This window comes from Streptococcus humanilactis, from assembly GCF_019448275.1.
Lineage (GTDB): Bacteria > Bacillota > Bacilli > Lactobacillales > Streptococcaceae > Streptococcus > Streptococcus humanilactis.
Genome location: NZ_JAHXBZ010000001.1, coordinates 203,173 through 226,305, shown reverse-complemented (window position 1 = coordinate 226,305; position 23,133 = coordinate 203,173). Strand labels below are relative to the sequence as shown.

Annotated in this window: 15 protein-coding genes, 1 tRNA gene and 1 pseudogene; 7 read left to right on the top strand and 10 right to left on the bottom strand. The window is 40.0% G+C overall.

Annotated features, from left to right (window positions below):
* Positions 1 to 4: 4 nt before the first annotated feature.
* The gene (locus KV696_RS01095) at positions 5 to 3,106 is read right to left on the bottom strand and encodes a DNA polymerase III subunit alpha (protein ID WP_219966611.1); all 3,102 of its coding nucleotides are present in this window, start codon (positions 3,104 to 3,106) and stop codon (positions 5 to 7) included.
* Positions 3,107 to 3,485: 379 nt separating this feature from the next.
* On the opposite strand from KV696_RS01095, the gene KV696_RS01090 reads away from it, so the two are divergent.
* Complete coding sequence (locus KV696_RS01090; protein ID WP_219966610.1) at positions 3,486 to 5,759, top strand: Xaa-Pro dipeptidyl-peptidase; 2,274 nt, start codon at positions 3,486 to 3,488, stop codon at positions 5,757 to 5,759.
* 18 nt (positions 5,760 to 5,777) lie between these two features.
* Entirely contained in the window at positions 5,778 to 6,248 is a 471-nt protein-coding gene (locus KV696_RS01085; protein WP_033677026.1) for an arginine repressor, read from the top strand.
* Positions 6,249 to 6,588: 340 nt separating this feature from the next.
* Here KV696_RS01085 and KV696_RS01080 read toward each other — a convergent pair whose 3' ends face one another.
* Positions 6,589 to 8,892, bottom strand: a complete 2,304-nt coding sequence (locus tag KV696_RS01080; protein ID WP_309147678.1) for an FtsK/SpoIIIE family DNA translocase — start codon at positions 8,890 to 8,892, stop codon at positions 6,589 to 6,591.
* A 123-nt stretch (positions 8,893 to 9,015) separates the two neighbouring features.
* Here KV696_RS01080 and KV696_RS01075 point away from each other — a divergent pair.
* Positions 9,016 to 10,472, top strand: a pseudogene (locus KV696_RS01075) (IS1182 family transposase).
* 118 nt (positions 10,473 to 10,590) lie between these two features.
* Here the strand turns inward: KV696_RS01075 and KV696_RS01070 are convergent.
* Genes KV696_RS01070 through KV696_RS01060 form a run of 3 tightly spaced genes read right to left on the bottom strand, consistent with a single transcriptional unit; the run spans position 10,591 to position 14,188 of the window.
* Entirely contained in the window at positions 10,591 to 12,543 is a 1,953-nt protein-coding gene (locus KV696_RS01070) for a fructose-specific PTS transporter subunit EIIC (protein WP_219966609.1), read from the bottom strand.
* Complete coding sequence (gene pfkB / locus KV696_RS01065) at positions 12,540 to 13,451, bottom strand: 1-phosphofructokinase (RefSeq protein WP_203212790.1); 912 nt, start codon at positions 13,449 to 13,451, stop codon at positions 12,540 to 12,542. The genes KV696_RS01070 and pfkB overlap by 4 nt, the downstream gene beginning before the upstream one ends.
* Complete coding sequence (locus KV696_RS01060; RefSeq protein WP_000920654.1) at positions 13,448 to 14,188, bottom strand: DeoR/GlpR family DNA-binding transcription regulator; 741 nt, start codon at positions 14,186 to 14,188, stop codon at positions 13,448 to 13,450. The genes pfkB and KV696_RS01060 overlap by 4 nt, the downstream gene beginning before the upstream one ends.
* Before the next feature lie 161 nt (positions 14,189 to 14,349).
* Between KV696_RS01060 and KV696_RS01055 the strand changes: the two genes are divergently transcribed.
* Positions 14,350 to 14,437 (top strand) — tRNA-Ser (locus KV696_RS01055).
* A gap of 78 nt (positions 14,438 to 14,515) precedes the next feature.
* Here KV696_RS01055 and KV696_RS01050 read toward each other — a convergent pair.
* The 5 genes from KV696_RS01050 to nox form a co-directional block, all read right to left on the bottom strand.
* Complete coding sequence (locus tag KV696_RS01050) at positions 14,516 to 15,850, bottom strand: Nramp family divalent metal transporter (protein ID WP_000094601.1); 1,335 nt, start codon at positions 15,848 to 15,850, stop codon at positions 14,516 to 14,518.
* 912 nt (positions 15,851 to 16,762) lie between these two features.
* The gene (locus KV696_RS10535; protein ID WP_474104173.1) at positions 16,763 to 16,948 is read right to left on the bottom strand and encodes a transposase; all 186 of its coding nucleotides are present in this window, start codon (positions 16,946 to 16,948) and stop codon (positions 16,763 to 16,765) included.
* Positions 16,945 to 17,532: a pyridoxal 5'-phosphate synthase glutaminase subunit PdxT gene (pdxT, locus tag KV696_RS01045; RefSeq protein ID WP_173227005.1), complete on the bottom strand. Its 588-nt coding sequence runs from the start codon at positions 17,530 to 17,532 to the stop codon at positions 16,945 to 16,947. Before pdxT ends, KV696_RS10535 begins: the two co-directional genes overlap by 4 nt.
* Positions 17,533 to 18,408, bottom strand: a complete 876-nt coding sequence (gene pdxS, locus KV696_RS01040; protein ID WP_000138526.1) for a pyridoxal 5'-phosphate synthase lyase subunit PdxS — start codon at positions 18,406 to 18,408, stop codon at positions 17,533 to 17,535. It lies immediately after the preceding gene.
* A 151-nt stretch (positions 18,409 to 18,559) separates the two neighbouring features.
* On the bottom strand, positions 18,560 to 19,939 hold the full coding sequence (gene nox / locus KV696_RS01035; protein WP_000036783.1) for a H2O-forming NADH oxidase: 1,380 nt from the start codon (positions 19,937 to 19,939) through the stop codon (positions 18,560 to 18,562).
* Between the two features lie 306 nt (positions 19,940 to 20,245).
* On the opposite strand from nox, the gene KV696_RS01030 reads away from it, so the two are divergent.
* The 3 genes from KV696_RS01030 to KV696_RS01020 are packed head-to-tail and all read left to right on the top strand — an operon-like array spanning position 20,246 to position 23,091.
* Positions 20,246 to 21,169 carry an FAD:protein FMN transferase gene (locus KV696_RS01030; RefSeq protein ID WP_219966608.1) on the top strand — a complete coding sequence of 308 codons (924 nt, stop codon included), beginning with the start codon at positions 20,246 to 20,248 and terminating at the stop codon, positions 21,167 to 21,169.
* 59 nt (positions 21,170 to 21,228) lie between these two features.
* Entirely contained in the window at positions 21,229 to 21,834 is a 606-nt protein-coding gene (locus KV696_RS01025; RefSeq protein ID WP_219966607.1) for an NADPH-dependent FMN reductase, read from the top strand.
* An 18-nt stretch (positions 21,835 to 21,852) separates the two neighbouring features.
* On the top strand, positions 21,853 to 23,091 hold the full coding sequence (locus KV696_RS01020) for an NAD(P)H-dependent oxidoreductase (RefSeq protein ID WP_219966606.1): 1,239 nt from the start codon (positions 21,853 to 21,855) through the stop codon (positions 23,089 to 23,091).
* Positions 23,092 to 23,133: the final 42 nt, after the last annotated feature.

The following is a 23,133-nucleotide window of genomic DNA, read 5'->3' as shown; positions in this document are numbered from 1 at the left end:
ATTTTTAGCGATAAATCGTTTTCATAACGATTTCATTCAACTTCGCTTCTAATTCATTGGATTTAGCTACAAAATGATGAGGGGAAACGATTGTTTTCTGTTCCTCTTCATACCTGACGATGACTGGGATTGGACCTTTAAATTGTTCTAAAATACGTGAAATTTCTTGATCCGATTCATGATTTTTTACCTGTATCCAAAAGCGTTCAGCAACTGCTTCTCTTATTTCTTGTGCAATCATTTGCAGACGGCCATCTCGTGACTGGATTTTTCCTTTTATATAGTAGAAGGCTCCCTCTTTTATTTCCTGCCCAACCTGACGATATAAGTCTGAAAAGAGGGTAACATCCAATTTTTTCTTACTATCAACTACCTGTAAGAAAGCCATGTTTTCGCCCTTTTTGGTACGAATTACTTTTATCTTCTGAACTTCAACCAAAATAATAGCGTAGCTATTTTCTGACAAATTCCCAATTGGGGTAATCCGGTAAATAGCTTTACTTGCAATAGTTTGTAGGGGATGTTTGCTGACACCTATCCCTAAAAGCTCTTGTTCCATATAGAATTTTTCTTGATCTGTCCAATCTTCCGATTCCTGCCAACTATAAATAGTATCTCCAAACAAACTTCCTAACTCTTTTACAAATTCAAATAGATTAACTAAATTATTGAATACTTTTTGACGATTTTTTTCAAATAAATCGAAAAGGCCAACTTTTACCAAAGGTTCTAGCAGAGGAAGTTTCAGATAATTCTCAGGTAATTTAGCTATAAAATCTTCAATGTTAGAATAGGGTCTGTTTTCAAGAATCCATAGAGCCAGATCATTGCTGACTCCCTTAATCGATTTCAAACCTAGATAGATGGCCTTGTTGGCAATTTTATCATGATAGGGAATGGTGTTGATGGACAGAGGCGCTACTTCAAAGCCTGCTTCTAAGGCATCTGTTAAGTAATCACTGTTGGCAGAATTCAACATAATCTGATAAAAGATGGCTGGATAATGCGTTTTGAAATAAGCCAACTGGAAAGCCAAGGCTGAGTATGCATAGGCATGTGACCTGTTAAAACCATAACCTGCAAACTTCTCCATGACATCAAAGACCTGCTCTGCCTTTTCCGCAGTATGTCCAGCTTCTAATGAACCTTGAATAAAGGAAGCCCTCATCTCATGCATGGCAGAGGCATCCTTTTTCCCCATAGCCCGACGCAAAATATCGGCTTTCCCAAGACTAAATCCAGCAAAACGCTGGGCAACCTGCATAACCTGCTCCTGATAGAGCATAATTCCGTATGTTGGAGCCAAAATATCCTCCAGTACTGGATCCAGAACAGTCACTTCTTCCTGCCCATGCTTTCTAGCTACAAAATTATTGATATAGTCACTAGCACCTGGTCTATTTAGGGAAGTAGTTGCTACGACATCTTCAAAACAGACTGGTTGCACACGTTTTAGCAAGCGAATGGCACCAGGTTGCTCAAATTGAAAGATACCTTTTGTATTACCAGAAGCAAATAAAGCCAGCGTTTCTTTGTCTTCCAAATCGATTTCTTCTATTTCCAGATGAATACCTTCTGATTCAGCAAGCAACTCTTGCATTTTCTGGACAAAGGTCAAATTTCTTAGTCCCAGAAAATCCATCTTTAAAAGCCCACTAGCTTCAACTCCATGAGCATCATACTGAGTCAGTGGAATTTCATCACCATGCTTTAGAGGAATGTAGTTGGTCAAATCTTGGTCACTGATTACAACACCAGCTGCATGGACAGAGGTTTGTCTTGGATATCCCTCAATCTTGCAGGCAATTTCAAAGGCTTTTTGGTATTCTAACTTACTATTGATTTGCTGACGAAACTGGAGGTTACCCTCATAAGCCGACTTGAGATTGTCACGAAAACTGATTTTCTTGGTAATTGCAGATAATTCATACTCTGGTACACCATAGCGTTTCAAAACATCTCGCAAGGCCTGCTTTGCTCCAAAGGTTGAAAAAGTAACGATTTGTGCAGCATGTTTACTACCATATTTATTGCCAACATATCTGATAAAATCTGGACGATAAATATCAGGAATATCGATATCAATATCAGGCATAGTATAGCGTTCACGATTGAGAAAGCGTTCAAAAATCAGATTTTTCTCTACTGGGTCAATCCCTGTGATATCTAAGGCATAGGAAACCAAGCTACCAACTGCAGAACCCCGTCCCATACCCATATAATAGCCATTCGAACGTCCAAAACGCAGCAAATCCCAGACAACCAAGAAATAATCGTCAAAGCCCATATCATGAATAACAGCCAATTCTTGGTCTAGACGGTCTTGATATTCTTTACCAGTTAACCCCTTCTGAGCAAGCCCCAATTCAGCACGTTCTCTCAATTCTTCCACTGCTGGTCTAGCTGGATTAAAACGAGGTAATTTTAAACTAGTATCCAAGTCATAATAAATACCTGAAATTAGCTTTTCTAAGTTTTCCAAGGCTTTAGGAAAACGTTCTTGGAATAGTTTCTCTAAAGAACTTGCTGATATAAGGACATCTTGTCGTGAGCGCAAGGGAACTTCTCTAAGTGGTAGATTTTCTTTAATCGCTGTTAATACTTGCAGAACTTCTCTATCCCTGCTTTCAAAAGCATTGACCCGATAAAGTGGCAAAATAGGACGATAAAATTCGCTTACCAGTGTTTCTGGGTAAACCCCTATATAGTAATCACAGCCTAGATTTAGTGATTCAAGCTCTTCAAAATAAGGCACAATTACCGCGATATCCTCCATGTACTGAGATAAAACTGACCAATTTTTCTCCCCCTGCATCTTGGCTGTTGAAAGTTTCATCAACTGCTGATAGCCCACACTAGATAGAGCTAAAAAGCGCAGATTCACTTCCTGAGCATCCACAAATACAGTCATTTCAAGCCCTAGCAAAGGATGAATGCCATATTTTTTTGTAACCTCTAGAAAGTCAAAAGCACCATAAAGATTATCAATATCCATCATAGCCAGATGAGTGTAGCCGAATTCTTTAGCTGCTCTCACATACTTTTCAATCGAAATGACGCTCTCCATAAAACTATAGACTGTTTTTGTATCTAGTTGTGCGATCAATTTACACTTCTCCTCTATCCTTCTCACTATATTATACCATTTTCAAAAAGAGAAAGACAAAAGCAATGACTCCTATCTCTATTTTATCCTTAAAGTAAAATTTTTTGAATGAAAAAAGCAAAAATACATTTAAAGAATCAAATGATCCGGTAATTTTTTTACTTTTTTATCCCAAGAAGTGAATATATCTTTTAAAACAGAAAGACACATCCAGTTAATCTATTTACTATTATAACTTGTTTTGAACTATAGAGTTGTACCTGTTTTTCATATAAATAATATTCATTATTCTTTAATTAATTTCTTTCTCACTTAATAATTCCCTTTCTCCTATTTTTTTGATATAATAACCTTAATTATTATTTTACAAGGAGGTTTTATGCGCTTTAATCAATTCAGCTATTTATCACTTCCAATAGATACTATTTTATATGAATTAAAAAAGTATGGATTTGATTTTCCATCTGAGTCAACAAATAAAAAGATATTGGAGTCTTTTCTAAGTCGTTTCTTTTTCACTTATCAAGACACCAACTATCCACTTTCCATCCTAGCAGCTGATAAAAAAACAGACCTGCTAACATTTTTTCAATCAGAAGATGAACTGACAGCAGATATTTTTTATACTGTTGCTTTTCAACTTTTAGGCTTTTCTTATTTGGTTGACTTTGAAGACAGTGAAGCTTTTCGTAAAGAGACTGGATTTCCTATTGTATATGGTGACCTGATTGAAAATCTCTATCAGTTACTCAATACTCGCACCAAAAAGGGAAATACTCTTATCGACCAACTTGTTAGTGATGGTCTTATTCCGGAGGATAATGACTACCACTACTTTAACGGCAAGAGTTTAGCTACTTTTTCTAGCCATGATGTTATTCGAGAAGTGGTCTACGTTGAGTCTCGTGTCGATACTGACCAAAAAGGGCTACCAGACCTAGTCAAGGTCAGCATTATTCGTCCTCGTTATGAGGGGCAAATCCCTGCCATCATGACAGCCAGTCCTTATCATCAGGGAACAAATGACAAGGCAAGCGATAAGGCTCTCTACAAGATGGAGGGCGAGCTTGAGGTTAAACCTGCTCATAAGATTGAACTAGAGGAACCTCAACTAAATCTCGTCCAACCTCAAGGCCAAGCTGAAGTTGTGGCAGAAAGTGAGGAAAAGCTAACGCACATCAACTCTAGCTATACACTCAACGACTACTTCCTCCCACGAGGTTTTGCCAATCTCTATGTGTCAGGTGTTGGTACCAAAGACTCTACTGGTTTCATGACTAATGGCGACTACCAACAAATTGAGGCTTATAAAAATGTCATCGATTGGCTTAATGGCCGTTGCCGTGCCTTTACCGACCATACGCGCCAGCGTCAAGTCAAAGCTGACTGGTCAAATGGAAAAGTAGCCACAACTGGACTTTCTTATCTAGGTACCATGTCCAATGGTCTGGCGACTACAGGTGTCGATGGTTTAGAGGTTATCATTGCCGAGGCTGGCATTTCCTCATGGTACAACTACTACCGTGAAAACGGTCTGGTGACTAGCCCAGGTGGCTATCCAGGTGAGGACTTTGACTCCCTTGCTGAGTTAACCTATTCTCGTAATCTCTTGGCTGGCGACTATATCCGTGGCAATGAAGCTCACCAAGCTGACTTAGAAAAAGTAAAAGAGCAACTGGATCGCAAGACTGGCGACTACAATCAGTTTTGGCATGACCGCAACTATCTGCTCAATGCTGACAAAGTAAAGGCAGAGGTTGTCTTTACCCATGGTTCTCAGGATTGGAATGTCAAACCACTTCATGTTTACCAGATGTTCCATGCTCTACCTACTCATATAAACAAGCACCTCTTTTTCCATAATGGTGCCCATGTGTACATGAACAACTGGCAGTCCATTGACTTCCGTGAATCCATGAATGCTTTGTTGACAAAGAAATTACTGGGACAAGATACAGATTTCAAACTTCCTACTGTTATCTGGCAGGACAATACAGCCCCTCAGACTTGGTTATCACTTGATAACTTCGGTGGGCAAGAAAACTTTGAAACCTTCTCACTTGGTCAAGAAGAGAAAGTCATTCAAAACCAGTACCCAGATAAGGATTTTGAGCGCTATGGTAAGACATACCAGACCTTCAATACAGAACTCTATCAAGGAAAAACCAATCAGATTACTATTGACCTTCCTGTGTCCAAAGATCTTCACTTGAACGGTCGCGCTCAGCTTAATCTTCGTATCAAATCCAGTACAAACAAGGGGCTTTTATCTGCTCAACTACTGGAACTTGGTCAAAAGAAATACCTACAACCTTATCCAGCTATTTTAAGTGCTAAAACCATTGATAATGGACGCTACCACATGTTGGAAAATCTTAACGAATTACCTTTTCGTGAAAATGCACAGCGAGTCGTGACAAAAGGTTACCTCAATTTACAAAATAGAAATGATTTACTGTTAGTAGAGGATATTACTGCAGATGAATGGATGGATGTGCAATTTGAACTACAACCTACTATTTACAAGTTAAAAGAAGGAGATACTCTTCGTTTAGTCCTCTATACGACTGACTTTGAAATCACCATACGTGACAATACTGACTACCACCTGACTGTCGACCTCTCTCAGTCCACACTTACCATACCTCACTAAAAAAGGAGTTAAATTATTATGAATAAATCTGAACACCGACACCAACTCATACGAGCTCTTGTAACGAAAAACAAGATTCATACTCAAGCTGAGCTACAAGCTCTTCTTGCTGATAATGATATTCAAGTTACACAAGCTACACTTTCGAGGGATATTAAAAGTATGAACCTCTCAAAAGTACGAGAAGAAGATAACTCTTACTATGTGCTCAATACAGGCTCTATCTCAAAATGGGAAAAACGTCTTGAACTCTACATGGAAGATGCCCTTGTCTTGATGCGCCCAGTTCAACATCAAGTTCTACTAAAAACCCTTCCTGGACTGGCTCAATCATTTGGTTCTATCATTGATGCTTTGAGTTTCCCTGACGCTATCGCTACCCTCTGTGGTGATGATGTCTGCCTTGTCATCTGTGAAGATGCAGAGGCAGCCCAACATTGCTTTGAAGAGCTGAAACGGTTCGCCCCACCATTTTTCTTTGGTGAATAAACAGAAACTGAACTCAAAAACTGCAGAACTCTCAAAATTTTAAACAGTAGTGAATTGATGTCAGCTAACATCTAGCGAATACAATAGCTGATTCCTGCTGAAAAGTGAGCTATGCAGCTTAATAAAACAAAAAAAGAAATCTATCTCATACATGAGTACAAAAGCTCCCCTTATAGTTTCTAGTGAAAAACAAATATTCACTAGAAACTATAAGGGGAGTCTTCATATATCTAAAAGAAATTCTAAACCTGTTTCAGCTTGTTTAGATTCAATTAATTATACATCATAGATAATCCTCTTCAAATCACGTCAGGTTCACATTTCCGTATAAGAGAGAAATTTATTGTTGCAATACTTTTCTTGGTTTGGTACCTTCAGCTGGACCGATGACACCTGCCATTTCGAGTTCTTCCATAAGGCGGGTCGCACGGTTAAATCCAACTGATAAACGACGCTGAATCATGGATGCGCTGGCTTTCTGGGTCTCAATGACTAGAGCTTTGGCTTCTTCAAAAAGCGGATCTCCACCAGATTCACCATCTGAAAATTCTCCTTCATTTTCAGAAACTTCACCCGGATCAAAACTCTCATCGTAGTCCGCATCAGCCTGAGCCTTGATGAAGTTTACGATGCGTTCAACATCATCATCCGAGATAAAGGATCCTTGGAGACGAACTGGATGATTTTCATCAATCGGTTTAAAGAGCATGTCGCCTCGACCAAGCAGTTTTTCAGCTCCATTTTCATCCAAGATGGTGCGCGAGTCTGTACCTGATGATACCGCAAAAGCCACTCGAGATGGGACATTGGCTTTGATTAGACCAGAGATGACATCAACCGATGGACGCTGGGTTGCAAGAATCATGTGGATACCTGCAGCACGTGCCTTCTGTCCGAGACGAATGATAGCATCTTCCACTTCCTTACTGGCTACCATCATAAGGTCAGCCAACTCATCCACAATCACGACAATAAGCGGTAGCGGAATTTGCTTGTACTCAGACTGAGCATTAAACTCTTCTACCTTGGCATTAAAGCCTGCAATATTCCGAACTCCTACCTTGGCAAAGAGTTCATAACGATTTTCCATTTCATCCACGACCTTTTGCAAAGCCTTGCTGGCCTTACGTGGATTAGTCACAACTGGAATCAAGAGATGAGGAATGTCATTGTAAACAGACAACTCAACCATCTTGGGGTCAACCATCATAAATTTAACTTGGTCAGGTCTCGCTTTCATGAGGATGCTAGCGATAATACCGTTAACAGCTACTGACTTCCCAGAACCCGTTGAACCTGCAACTAGCAAGTGGGGCATTTTGGAAAGGTCAAAAGCTCTTGCGGTGCCATTAACCGCTTTTCCTAGAGGAATTTCCAAGAGATTTTCTGCTTTTGTTTGAGATTGTTCCCATAGTTCGCGGAAAGAAACTGTCGCAATCTCGGAGTTAGGTACTTCGATTCCCACTAAAGATTTCCCTGGGATAGGTGCTTCGATTCGGACATCCTTGGCCGCCAAGGCTAGAGCGAGATCATCTGCGAGATTGGAAATGCGGTTGACCCTTACACCTACTGCTGGCTTGACTTCATACTTGGTCACTGATGGCCCAATTTCGGCCCGTTCAACCGTTACCTTGATACCAAAGCTAGCAAAGGTTTCTTCTAGGATTTTGATGTTTTCACGAACGATTTTCTTCTCTTTAGACTGGTCTTTTGGTTTATCTGGGGCAAAGAGTTGTAAGCTTGGAAGTTTGTATTCAAGAGCCTCCTTGGCTGAAAAATCAACCTGAACATCTTCATCATCAGAGCCATCTTCCTTTTCAGGGAATTCAAGTTCAGCTTGAGGCAGGATGATTTCTGGTTCCACCCACTCTTCTTCTGGAATAGGTGGAACGTCAAGCACAACATCTTCTGTCAAAATTTCACCTGTTTCCATATCGACAGGAGGCATATTAAGCAAGCCTTTCTCAGCCTCTTCTTTTTCTAATCTAGCCTCTTCCTCAGCCTTTTGGCGAGCTTTTTCTTCTTGTTTGACAAAGCGTTCCTCTTTTCGACGCTCATGCCCTTCTCGCCATTTGGCAAATTCTCTACTGAAAAATTCAGCAACATCATAAACAGACCAAGAGCTGACGAGAAGAGCCCCCACTAAAATCAAGATAGAACCAATAAAGTAAGTGCCGATATTTGAAAAGAGAAAGGCAGTTGGAATATAAAGAGCAACCCCAATCAAGCCCCCTCCAGCAAAACTGGTCGTTCGAAAACCAGCCAAATCTGTCACAACCTGAGCCATGGTTCCTTTTAGAACGAACTTGCCCAAACCATATTTCCAAACTAAGTAGGCCTCAAAAATCAAGAGCAAGCCTGCAAATATAATGAAAAAGCCAGATAGGAGGCCTTCCTGTTTTCGTATCCACTTGAAAAAGAAGAGGTAGAGCAGGATACCAAATATTGCCAGATAAGCTAGGCTACCCACCAGCAAGCGAATTAAATTGTAAAGGGTTATACCTGCAGCCCCTAATTTGAAGGCTGCGAAAATCAATAAAAGGGCGATTCCCAACGAAATCAACATTCGTTGAATCGCTTCTTTTCTTTCGAGTTCTGCTTTAGACGGTCTCCGTCTTGTTTTACTTGTATTCTTGTTTGCCATTCTTCTATTATACCATATTTCACAGGCATTTCGGGAAGAGAAAAAGACTGCACCAAACGGGAGCCTACTGAAAAAGTCATCAAATTGATGGCTTTTTTGTTATACTAGAGATGAGGTGAGATGATGCTTGATAATCAGTTAACTATGGATGTCAGTCCTTATTCTAGTTTGTATGATATCGTGGTTCCTAAAACCCACTTTTTACGTCAGCTAACTGAACTCTGTGATTTTAGCTTTATTTATGATGAACTAGAAAAGAATTATCGTCCCGATTTTGGGCGTAAAGCTTATTCACCGATTATGATGTTCAAATATCTCTTGTTAAAAGATATTTATAAGTTATCAGATGTAGATGTGGTAGGTCGTTCCTTGTCAGATATGGCCTTTAAATTTTTTCTTGGTCTGGCTCCTGAGGATTCTGTTATCGAGCCATCCTCTCTGACAAAATTTAGAAAGCTAAGAATTAAAGATGACAAACTGCTTGATGTATTGATTCAGAAGTCTGTTCAAATTGCACTCGAACATAACTTGATTAAGAGTAAAATCCTCATTGTGGATGCCACTCACACCAAATCTCATTATAATCATAAGAAACCCCAAGAAATCCTTAGAGAGCGTTCAAAAGCTTTACGTAAAACAATTTATCAACATTCAGAAGATATCAAAATAGAATTTCCAAAGAAACCTCAAGAAGATAACCTCGAAGCAGAGTTGGCCTATACAGAGGAATTAATGGCTGTGGTTGAAAAACACGAGGAACTCTTAGCTCTACCGGCTGTGTCTCAAAAGTTCAATTACCTAAAAGAGGCTGTCGAGGACGACTTAGAACATTTGGAAGCTTCTGTTAAGGAGGAGGCTAGGCTTGGACATAAGACAGCCGACAGCTCTTTCTATGGATATAAAAGTCATATCGCTATGACGGATGAACGGATTATTACTGCTTGCGTGGTCACTTCTGGTGAACAAAGCGATGGGAAATATTTACCTGAGTTATATGCCAAAACAAAGGAAAATAGTCTGGACATCGAGACTATTATTGGTGATGCGGATTATTCAGGAAAGGACAACATTCAACTATCTCGCAAAGAAAAGATTCATTTGGTGTCAAAACTGAACCCTTCAGTTTCAAAAGGTTACCGTAAAGAAGAGGATGCGTTTGAATTTAATAAAGATGCAGGGCTATTTGTCTGTCCAGAAGGACACATGGCTGTTCGCAAAGCAAGGACAGGGAAAAAACATCAAAATAAGAATCAAGTTGTCACTCATTACTTTGACATTGAGAAGTGCAAGAGTTGCCTTTCCAAGGAAGGATGTTATAAGGAGGGGGCAAAGTCTAAAACTTATTCAATAGCCATTAAGAGTGACGATCATCTTTTTCAGAAGAATTTCAGGAAACACCTTATTTTAAAGAAATGGCCAGACATCGCTATAAAATCGAAGCAAAGAATGCCGAACTAAAACAGAGACATGGCTTTGATGTCGCGAGAGCATCGGGTCTTTTCAGCATGGAGTTACAGGCAGCCACAACCATCTTCGTGGTCAATATGAAACGAATTATGACCTTAATAAATACAAAATAACCGAGGAACTCGCTCAAATTAACGAGAGATTCCTCGGTTTTCATTTCATTAAAAGTAAGAGACCTATTTTTTCAGTGGACTCCCAAACGGTCCAATCTTTTTATTTTATATATAAGTTTTATGCTTGTGGTTTGCGTAGGTAACCATAGACCACACCACTTACGATTGCTCCTACCAAGACAGAAACGAGGTAAAGAAGAGCATTTGAAGTAAGCGCGATAACGAAGATTCCTCCGTGTGGCGCCATGAGTTTGATACCAGTAAGACCAACGAGGCCACCTGCTACTGCTGAACCAAGGATGAAGCTTGGGATCGCACGAGCTGGGTCAGCGGCACCAAATGGGATCGCTCCTTCAGTGATAAATGACAAGCCCATGATGATGTTTGTCAAACCAGAGTTGCGTTCTTCCTTAGTAAATTTATCTTTGAAAAGAAGAGTTGCGACAAAGATGGCAAGTGGCGGCACCATTCCTCCAGCCATAACTGCTGCCATGGCTACAGAACCACCTGAAGAAACAGTTGCTGCAAGCGTACCTGTACCAAAGACATAGGCCGCTTTATTAACAGGTCCACCCATATCGACAGCCATCATTCCCCCAAGAACGATACCAAGAAGGACAGCTGACCCTCCTCCAAGACCGCCTAGGAAGTCATTCATAGCAGTGTTGATTGCTGCCATTGGGATATTCACAGCTAGCATGACAAATCCAGTCAAGATTGTCCCAAGAAGTGGCAAGAGAAGGATTGATTTTGCACCTTCAAGTGAACGAGGAACTTTAACGTATTTCTTGATAGCAAGAACTAAAGCACCTGCGATAAATCCACCAACAAGGGCACCTAGGAAACCAGATGAGACACCTGCAAGAGTTGAAGTTGCTTCACCACCTGCTGCATAAGGGATTTTACCAAAGGCAAAACCTTCTTTAGCAATAGCACCAGCCACAAAACCCGCTACCAAACCTGGTTTTTCAGCGATAGAGTAGGCAACATAACCTGCAAAGACTGGGAGCATCAATCCAAAGGCTGCACCACCAATTTTCATGAACATAGAAGCTAACTCATGGTAAGAACCAAGATTGCCAAGGTTTTCATTTGGAACACCCAAAGCACCGTCAATCAAGAAGGCAAGGGCAATCATAATACCACCGCCAATAACAAATGGCAACATTTGTGATACACCACTCATCAAGTGTTTGTAGAAGGCACCACCAAGGCTTTGTTTTTCGTTAGAGGCTGTTGCAGCTTTGGCTCCATTAGCGGCACGGTAGACTTCAGCATCTCCTGAAAGAGCCAACTTAATCAACTCTTCTGTCTTACGGATACCGTCAGCAACTGGACGATTGATTAATGGTTTACCGTCGAAACGATCCATTTCAACTGCCTTGTCTGCTGCGATAATAACAGCTTTAGCCTTACGGATGTCTTCAGCAGTTAGTTGGTTTCCAACACCGCTAGCACCGTTAGTTTCGACCTTGATACCAACCCCCATTTCAGCAGCCACTTTTTGAAGGGCTTCTTGGGCCATGTAAGTGTGGGCAATACCTGTTGTACAAGCTGTAACAGCTACGATGAAGTCATCAGAGTCATTTGCAGGAGCTTGAGCTGGCTCCTCAGATTTTTCTGAAGCTTGGTCAAAAAGTTCGATAACTTGGTCAGCTGATGTTACTTGACGAAGTTTGTCAGCAAAACCATCTTTCATCAAGTATTGAGACAATTCTGCCAATGCTGCCAAGTGGGTGTCATTGGCACCTTCTGGAGCTGCAATCATGAAGAAGAGGTCAGTTGCTTGTCCATCCAAACTCTCATAATCAACACCCTTGTTTGACTTAGCAAAGAGAACAGTCGCTTTTTTGACAGCAGCATTTTTACTGTGAGGCATTGCGATACCATCACCCAAACCAGTAGAAGTCAAAGCTTCACGCGCCAAAATTCCTTCTTTAAAGGTTTCAAAGTCTGTCACATAACCGTGATCTACCAAACTATTAATCATCTCTTCGATGACAGCATTTTTTTCAGTTGCCTGCAAATCCAGCAACATGACATCTTTTCTCAATAGGTCTTGAATTTTCATCGTTTTTCTACCTCAACTTTTTCATATGTTTCTTTTATAAATTCTGCCGTTGCCAAGTCATCTGAGAAGGTCGTTGCTGTTCCGCAAGCTACTCCCCATTTGAAGGATTCTACTGCATCTTTAGATTTGACAAATTCACCTGTAAATCCAGCGACCATAGAATCACCAGCTCCAACTGAATTTTTGACTGTTCCCTTGATTGGTTTAGCGAAGTAAGCACCCTCAGAAGTGACAAGAAGGGCACCGTCACCAGCCATAGAGATAATCACGTTTTGAGCACCTTTAGCCAGTAACTCACGAGCGTATTTCTCAATTTGGTCCAAACTTTCGAGTTTAACCCCAAAAATCGCTCCAAGTTCATGATTGTTTGGTTTAACCAAAAGTGGCTGGTAGTCCAAACTATCAATCAAGGTCTGTCCTTCAAAATCACAAACGACTTGCGCACCAGTCTGACGTGTCAAGGCAATCAAATCCTTGTAGATAACATTTCCTAGGTTTTTAGCACTCGATCCCGCAAACACAACCGTATCATCTGCTGTCAGACTAGATAAAATAGCTTTCAATTCTTCTAGCTGAGCTGGTTCGACATTTGGACCAGTCCCGTTGATTTCTGTCTCTTGGTCTGCTTTGATTTTAACATTGATACGAGTATCTTCTGCCACTTGGACAAAACGTGTCTCGATTGCTTCATCAGCCAAAGTATCTGTGATAAATTTACCAGTAAAACCTCCGATAAATCCAGTCGCTGTATTTGGAATATCCAAGCGTTTCAAGACACGACTGACATTGATTCCTTTCCCTCCAGCAAACTTATCATCACTATCCATTCGATTGACACTACCGACTTGGACTTGGTCCAAACGAACGATATAGTCAATGGATGGATTGAGTGTGACTGTATAAATCATACTTCTATTACCTCCGTTTTCTCCTTAATAGCCTGCAAGAGCTCATGCCCTTGACTTGTGATAACAATAGCTCGTTTGAGTGGTGCTACCTTGGCAAAGCAAGTTTGTCCAATTTTTGACGAATCAACCAAGACATAGGTCTGTTTGGCATTCTCTAAAATAGCGCGCTTCACAGCACCCTCTTCCATATCAGGAGTTGTATAATAGCCATCGTCCACACCATTCATCCCGATAAAGGCACGATCAAAGTGCAATTGGTTAATCTGGTTAAGAGCAACGCCCCCGATGCTAGCATCTGTTGCCATCTTGACACTTCCTCCAACCATGACAGTTGGAATCTGCTTTTCAACCAACTGTGCGGCATGGTGAATCGAGTTGGTCACGACTGTAACATTCTTATTGACCAATTCATGAATCAAAAAAGCAGTTGTTGTTCCAGCATCGATAAAGATGACATCTTGTTCCTTGATGAGAGAGGCTGCTTTCTGAGCCAGCAACTTCTTCTCTTGAAGGTTTTTGACAGATTTTTCTTGAATGGTTTCTTCTTCCTGCAAGGAATGGGGCAATTCTGCTCCACCATGCACGCGACGAAGCTTGTTTTCCGCTTCCAACTCATCCAAATCTCTTCGAACCGTTGATTCTGACGTTTCTAACAAACTAACTAATTTTTCTAGAGAAACTACATGATGTTGATTTAACTCCTCTAAAATCAGTTGCTTCCGCTCTGTTTTTAACACTGAATCACCTCCTGTTATCGTTTACACTATTCATTCTATCACACTTTCTTTCAAAGTCAAGCGCTTTTTGTCATTTTCTTTCAAAATCTATCATTTTTCTTATTTCCAAAATTTTTATTGCAAGATAAGAGCCTTTATGGTAGACTATTTGAGTAAGTATTGGAAGATTACTCAAGAGGCTTAAGAGGCCGTGTTGGAAACGCGGTAGGCGTGTAACAGCGTGCGTGGGTTCGAATCCCATGTCTTCCGTTTATTTTAAAAAAGATACCCAAGAAATCTTGGGTATCTTTTTTCTTATATGCTTGTTTTATAACTCGGGTGAATTTCTTAGAAAATATCAAATAACAATTTCACATTGAGAATTGTTAAGATAATGGAAACGATATAGCCAAGGATGGTATTCCATTTGGCATTGGTAAATTCTCCCATCAGTGATTTCTTAGAAGTTAGATAAATCAGTGGGAAGATTGAAAATGGAAGAGCAATCGAAAGAAAGACTTGTGAATAAACCAATAACTGATCTAATGTTTTTTCCTGATGACCAAACAGAACCGCTACAATCATGACAGGCAACAAGGCAAAGAGACGAGTTGCCAAACGAATGAACCATTGAGGTAATCTCATATGCAAGAAACCTTCCATAACGATTTGTCCAGTCAAGGTACCCGTAATTGTCGAATTTTGACCACTGGCTAATAAAGCCAAGGCAAACAAGGTTGATAAGGTCGAGCTAGCTATAGCTCCTGCAATAGTAGAATCCTGCAAGGCATTATACATTTGAGAGAAGGCAGAAATCTCAGATGCATGGCCGAAAAAGAGAGCCGCCCCGAGAATTAATAGAAGGGAGTTAACCACAAAGGCCAAGGATAATTGGAGATTTGAATCCCAGGTCATAAAGCGCACGGCTTTTCGAACATCATTCTTGTCCTTGTGATTGATTTTCCGAGTTTGTGACAAGGAAGAATGCAAATAGAGGTTATGGGGCATAACCGTTGCTCCCACGATCCCTAGTGCCAAGGTTAATTGACTTTCATGCCCTGGCAAGGGACTTTCAAATAAGGTTGCATTCGGTAGATAACCCTCAACGATTCCTTGGAAGCTTGGATGTGACAAAGCTACCAGATAGGTAAAAATTGCTAGAATGGTTAAAATCAGTGTTGTCACAATAGCTTCAATCTTCTTAAAGCCAAATTTCATCAGAAGCAATAAGAGAAAAACATCCAACACGGTCAAGAGAATTGCTATCATAATCGGAATCTTAAAGAGAAGATTGAGAGCAATCGCTGAACCTAGAACTTCTGCCAGATCTGTCGCCATCAAGGCTAATTCTAAAATCACCCATAGACTATAACGAAGCCATTTAGGTGAATGATGAGCCGTTGCTTGAGCCAGGTCCATCTGGGTTACAATACCAAGCTTTCCTGCCATCTGCTGAAGTTGCATGGCAATGAGAGATGAAATCAAGATAACAAACAAGAGACTATACTTATAGGAAGCACCACCGACTACACTGGTAATCCAGTTTCCTGGATCCATATAACCAACTGCGACAAGAGCACCCGGACCTAAAAAGGCATTTAAATTTTGCCAGAAATGATTGTTATTTGGAGTATCGATAGATTGATTAATCTCAGAGAGTGACACTTTTTTATGAGAAGACATAGATACTTACCTCTTTCTAAACCTACTTTTTCATTATTTTCTATTAGAGAAAAATAAGATTGACTTTAAACTATTAAAACAATGAAAACTATATGAAAAACATTTAGTTTTTTCATTATTTTTCTTAAGGTACCTTAATATTTTTCTTAAGGCACCTTAATTATAACACAAAAATGAAAACTATATGAAAAACATTTAGTTTTTTCATTATTTTTCTTAAGGCACCTTAATTATAACAGAAAATATGATAAAAACTTAAGAAAATTCAGGACTTGATTTAATATTTAGGATACAACAAAATGTTGTATTCTTTTTTTGCAAAAGAATACCAAAGAATAAAATAAAAAACGTTGTAAAATTCAACACCTGATATTATGCGTTTTCTGATTTTAAAGACTTTTTGCCTGACCCTTTTCACCTTGTTAAAACACCATTGATCTTAACTCATCACTTACCTCTTAAAAAATCTTTAGAATTGCCTTAATCCCCTTTATTGTATCGCGTTTGGAGTTTTTTAGGTATAACCTTCGACGCGCACCTTACGTAGGACGACAGACTCATAGCTTTATACATAATAGAACGAGTATCTCCATCTGTAGAGATACTCGTTTTTTGCTATTTTCAAAGTGTTCTTTTTGACCAATCCCATACATCATTTTTATAGTAAATTGAAACTAGAATAGTACATCGTGGATACTAAAACATTTCTAGAAATTAATTTGATTTCCCTAATCAAGTTGCACACATCTTATTTCAAACTACTATATATTCAATGAAAATCAAAGAGCTAACTAGGAAGCTAACCGCAGGTTGCTCAAAGCACCGCTTTGAGGTTGCGGATAAAGCTGACGTGGTTTGAAGAGATTGTCGAAGAGTATTAAGGAGTATAGAATAGTATTTTAACTCCATCCTCTAAAGTGCTCCCAATAAAAGATACTTGAACACTATATTCAGCATATAAGCTTTATGCCCTAAGTCAAAACAATCATTCTTTTCTAATTTATCGTAAATAAATCTAAAATCACAGAATACTGTCAGATGACTTAAAAAATGATTCTTTGGAAAAAGCGAATCAAAACTTGATTTATCACTTTTTATTCCACTATCTTTTTGTCACACATATTTATAAAGTACTGGTGCAAGCGAACATCATCAGTCAATTCTGGATGAAAAGAAGTTACCAACATATTTTTTTCTTGGGCTGCAACGATTTGATCTTCAACTGTTGCTAGAATTTCTACACCCTCTCCAACACTGCTGATAATTGGACCACGGATAAAGGTCATTGGAATCTGACCGACTCCCTTACATTCTGCTTCCGTGTAGAAACTTCCTAGTTGGCGCCCATAGGCATTGCGCTCGACCACCATATCCATAGTTCCAAGATGACTTTCTTCCTGAGAAGTAATTTCCTTAGCCAGCAATATCAAGCCTGCACAGGTTCCAAAGGCTGGTAAGCCAGATAGAATGGCTTCTCGAATGGGAATCAGCATGTCCTGGTCGCGTAAGAGTTTGCCCATGGTTGTAGACTCTCCTCCAGGTAAAATCAAACCTGACAAGTCACTCTGATGTTGCTGAAAATCCTCTAAATTTCTGATTTCAACACTCTCGACACCTAATTGATCCAACACTTTTGCATGTTCTGCAAAGGCACCTTGCAAGGCCAATATTCCAATTTTCATCTATTTCCCTCGCTCAGCCATGAGGATTTGGATCTCATTTTCATTGATACCAACCATGGCTTCCCCTAGATCTTCAGAGATTTGAGCTAGAATTTGAGGATTACGGAAGTTAGTTACCGCTTTGACAATGGCACTCGCTCGTTTAACAGGATCTCCTGACTTGAAAATACCTGAGCCGACAAAGACACCCTCTGCCCCTAATTGCATCATTAATGCCGCATCTGCTGGCGTTGCAACGCCTCCAGCCGCAAAGTTTACAACTGGCAATTTTCCATGCTCATGGACATATTGAACCAATTCTACAGGGACTTGCAATTCCTTGGCAGCAACATAAAGTTCGTCCTCACGTAGATTTTGAATGCGGCGAATTTCCTGATTCATCATACGCATATGGCGAACAGCTTGGACGATATCTCCTGTACCTGGTTCTCCTTTGGTACGAATCATAGAGGCACCCTCAGCAATACGTCGCAAGGCTTCACCCAAGTCCTTAGCCCCACAAACAAAAGGAACTTGGAATTCTTTTTTGTCCACATGGAAACGGTCGTCTGCTGGAGATAAAACTTCACTCTCGTCGATATAGTCAATCTCAATGGCCTCTAAAATCTGAGCTTCAACAAAATGCCCGATTCTGACCTTGGCCATCACTGGAATACTAACCGCTTCTTGGATTTCCTTAATCATCTTTGGATCGCTCATGCGGGAAACTCCACCAGCTGCACGAATATCAGCTGGAATCCGCTCCAAGGCCATCACAGCTGCCGCACCAGCAGCTTCTGCAATACGGGCCTGTTCAGGATTCTGAACGTCCATGATAACCCCACCTTTGAGCATCTGTGCCAAGTTTTTATTTAGTTCATAACGATTTTCAGTCATTTCTTTTTCCTCATCATTTATATTGGTAGCTACCATTTCATTTTAATTCAGAACAGAAGGAATCACAAGATAAAAAAAGAATAATTGTATGGGTACAGATTGGCTAAAAAACTATCTGACCTTAACTTAAGGCCAGATAGTTCATCAAATTTTATTTTTCAGCTGTAAGTGCAGCCATTGTGATGTAGTTGTATGGTTTGTTAAAGTGTGGCAAGAAGAATAGGTCTGTCAATGCCAATTTATCAATTGTCACATGCTCTTGGATAGCAAGTGAGAACATGTGGATTCCCATGCTAATTGCAGAATCGTGTGAAACCATTTGTGCACCAAGAATTTCACGGCTATCTTTGTCAAAGACAATCTTGATGGCAACTTCATGGTTATCATGTTTCATAAATTCTGGTTTTTGAAGATCGTTAAAGCCTGTTTCAGTTGCATTGTAACCAGCAGCTTTAGCTTTTTCAAGAGTCAAACCAGTTGAAACCATGTGAAGTCCGTAAATTGAGATACCATTTGATCCTTGCACACCGATTCCTTCCAATTCATGTCCACAAGCGTTGTAGGCACCAACGATACCAGTACGAACTGCATTTGAAGCAAGGGCGATATAGCTTGTGTCTTTGCGAGCGTTGTCATAAACAGTCGCACAGTCACCAACGGCAAATACACCAGGAAGTGAAGTTTCTTGTTTCTTGTCTACAAGGAAGGCACCGTTACGGAAGAGTTCAATCTTACCATCAGCAAGGGCTGTATTTGGACGGAAACCAACTGCAAGAACAACCATATCCACGTCGAAAGTTTCTTTATCAGTAATCAAGCGTTCAACTTTACCGTCACCCTCGATTGCTTTAACAGTTTGACCAAGCGCCAAGCGGATGTTGTGGTCTTCCAAGTTCTTCGCCATCATTTGTGTGAAGTCTTTGTCATAGTAACCGTTCAAGACTGTATCAACAATATCAACAAGGACAACTTCTTTTCCAAGACGCTCAAAGGCTTCAGCAAGTTCAACACCGATGTAACCACCACCAACAACGGCGATACGGTCAAGGTGTTGACTCTTGTCAGCAAGTTTATTGATAACTTCTTCAGCGTTTTGGTACAATTTAACGAATTGTACATTTTCAAGAGTTGCTTTAAATTCGCGGTTGCCTTTAACAATTTCAACACCTTCGATTGGTGGCAAGATTGGTGTAGAACCTGTAGCGAAAATCAATTTCTCGTATGATTCTTTGTGTTCTTTTCCTTCAACTTCTGCTGTAACTACTTTGTTATCATAGTCGATTGAAAGAACTGGTGAGTTCATGTAAACCTTAGCACCTTTAGCTTCCAATTTTTCTTTATCAGAATAGAACAAGCCTTCAGCACCGTCAATTTGTTCACCAATCCAAAGAGCCATTCCACATCCTAGGAAAGAGATGTTAGAGTTTTGGTCAAATACAACGATTTCGTTCTCATTTCCAAAATTATCCAACATAGTATTAATACATGCTGTACCAGCGTGGTTAGCACCGACTACAACGATCTTACTCATAAAAAATTTCCTACCTTCATTCTAAATTTACCCTACTAGTATAACATTTACTGTTAGCGTTTACAAGAGTTTGGCTGATTTTTCCTATTTTTTTGTAAAAAATTGTAAATAATCTGTATCTTAACACAGATTCTTGCAATTTTTCTTCATTTCCTGAGCATATTTCTTGACATCTTTACAAATTTTATTTGTGAAAACGCTGACTTTATGGTATGCTAGTATCATGGAAAGAAAATGTAAGGGGTTCATTTTTCATAAATTTACTATATTTCAACCTTCTTTTCATAAGAGAAAGGAGTTGGTAGCTTGCCTCTTAGTTCACATTCTGAACGCCTAATGGGAACCACTATCACTATTTCATTAGTGGATGAGCGAGCCGATAGCTTGCTCCAGAAATCCTTTGATTTACTCAGAGAGCTCGAATACCGCTTCAATGCCAATAGCCAAGAATCTGAGTTGATGGAAATCAATCATCAAGCTGGAATAGCCCCCGTCAAGGTTCATCCAGACCTGTTTGAACTGATTTCACTTGGGTTAGAGCATAGCCTAGCGCCCTCTAGCCATCTCAACATCAGTATTGGTCCCTTGATTCAAACCTGGCGTATCGGTTTTTCAGATGCCAAGGTCGCCCAACCTCAAGAAATTGAATCGGTGCTCCCTCTAATCAATCCTCATTATATCGAGTTAAATTCTTCCACTTCCACTGTGTTTTTAAAACAGAAAGGAATGAAAATCGATCTTGGTTGTTTAGCCAAGGGTTATAGTGCGGATAAAGTTGCCCAATTTCTTAGAGAAGAGGGAGTGACATCTGCCTTAATCAATCTGGGAGGGAATATCCTGACCATTGGAAAAAATCGGGCAAGAGGGAATCAACCTTGGCAAATCGGGATTCAAGACCCAGCCAATCCTCGGGGTAATCACTTAATGACCATCCCCGTTGTCAATCAATCTGTCGTGACTTCAGGCATTTATGAACGTCACCTGACAGTCGATGGAAAAGATTACCATCACATTTTTGACAGCCAGACAGGATATCCTGTTGAAACAGAACTCGCTAGTCTGACAATTATCTCTGATAAATCAGTTGATGGCGAAATCTGGACAACTCGACTCTTTGGAGAAAGACCTGCTTCTATCCTTTGGCAAGTCGAAAGTTTGGAGGGAATCGAAGCGATTCTGATTGATAAGGAAGGTCACCTAAGTTGTTCTTCAGGAATTCCTACTCTATAGAAACAACTGTTTCAATGGAGTTTTAAAATCGTATTATGTAAAAAGAGAAAGGAAATCTCATGTTAAAACTTATTGCTATTGTTGGAACAAATTCAAAACGTTCTACAAACCGTCAATTGCTTCAATACATGCAAAAACACTTTGCTGACAAAGCTGAAATTGAACTTGTTGAAATCAAGGATATCCCTGTCTTTAACAAGCCAGCTGACAAGCAAGTACCTGCTGAAATTCTGGAAATTGCTGCTAAAATCGAAGAGGCAGATGGCGTTATTATCGGTACTCCTGAGTATGACCACTCTATCCCAGCTGTTTTGATGAGCGCTCTTGCTTGGTTGTCTTATGGTATTTACCCACTCTTGAACAAACCAATCATGATTACAGGTGCTTCATATGGTACACTTGGTTCATCACGTGCCCAATTACAACTTCGCCAAATCTTGAATGCTCCAGAAATTAAAGCAAGTGTCCTTCCAGATGAATTCTTGCTTTCACATTCTCTTCAAGCCTTCAACCCAAGTGGTGACCTAGTGGATCTTGATGTTATTAAAAAAATGGATGCCACTTTTGACGACTTCCGTATCTTTGTAAAAATTACAGAAAAATTGCGCAACGCACAAGCCCTACTTCGCAAAGATGCTGAAGACTTTGACTGGGAAAATTTGTAAGATAGGAGACCAAAAAGAATGAAATTTGTTGGACTTGTAGGATCAAACTACGATCAATCATATAACCGTAAACTCTTGGAATTCATCCGTCGTCACTTCAAACTCAAATTTGAATTAGAAGTTCTCGAAATTGACGAAGTTCCAATGTTCAACCAAGACGAAAAATGGGATGAAAGTTTCCAATTGCGTCTCTTGTATAACAGAATTACTCGTGCTGATGGTGTCATTATCGCTACTCCTGAGCACAACCACACAATCTCAGCTTCTCTTAAATCTGTTCTTGAATGGCTTTCATACGAAGTTCATCCATTTGAAAACAAACCAGTCATGATTGTGGGAGCTTCTTACTACGACCAAGGTACTTCTCGTGCCCAAGTTCACCTTCGTAAGATTCTTGATGCTCCAGGTGTTAATGCCTATACGCTTCCAGGTAACGAATTCCTTCTTGGTAAAGCCAAAGAAGCATTTGACGCAGAGGGCAATATCACAAATGAAGGAACTATTAATTTCCTTGAAACATGCTTGGACAACTTTGTAAAATATGTGGGAGTCGTTTCAAAATTGAAAAAACCAAAACCAATTGCACCAGAAGATTTATATTGTACAAATTCAATTGCAACTACCATTCAAGGTGTTGATCCAGACGATCCTGAATGGGTAGAAAAAGCAGCTGAACTTGTTGGAGCTGTTTCTGGAGATACTTACGTTAAATTAGACCACGGTATCTTGACAGTTAACCAAATTGACATGTTCTTGAAAGCAATGCCATTTGAGTTGACATTTGCAGATGATAATAATCAATTCTTGTACTTTAATAACGCACACCAAGATCCAGATACAATGTTTGGTAAACGTGTACGTGCTCAATCAGGAAATAGATTAGGAACAGTACACGGTACATTGCCAGATTCTAGAATGAAAAACGTTGAATGGGTTGTCGGCGTATTGCGTAACGGGGATCAAGAATATGTCCGTACAATTGTGCCAGGAACACCAGAAGGCGTTATTAATACCCATAATTACCAAGCAATGTACTATCCAGATGGTTCATATGCTGGAATCAATGAAATCATCTTTAATTTCCAACCATGGCTTGACTGGTACCTCAATACAACTGGTCAACGTCTAGTTGGTGGAAATGCTGCAGCTCCTGCTGGAGGACATGGCAATGCAGATGCTACATCTGGAGCTTCTGATGCAGGTGATGCTGGAGGCCACGGTGGTGGCGCAGACGCTACATCTGGAGCAAGTAACTAATAATTTTAGGAACCGTTATGGTTCCTTTTTTAGTGACTCTTT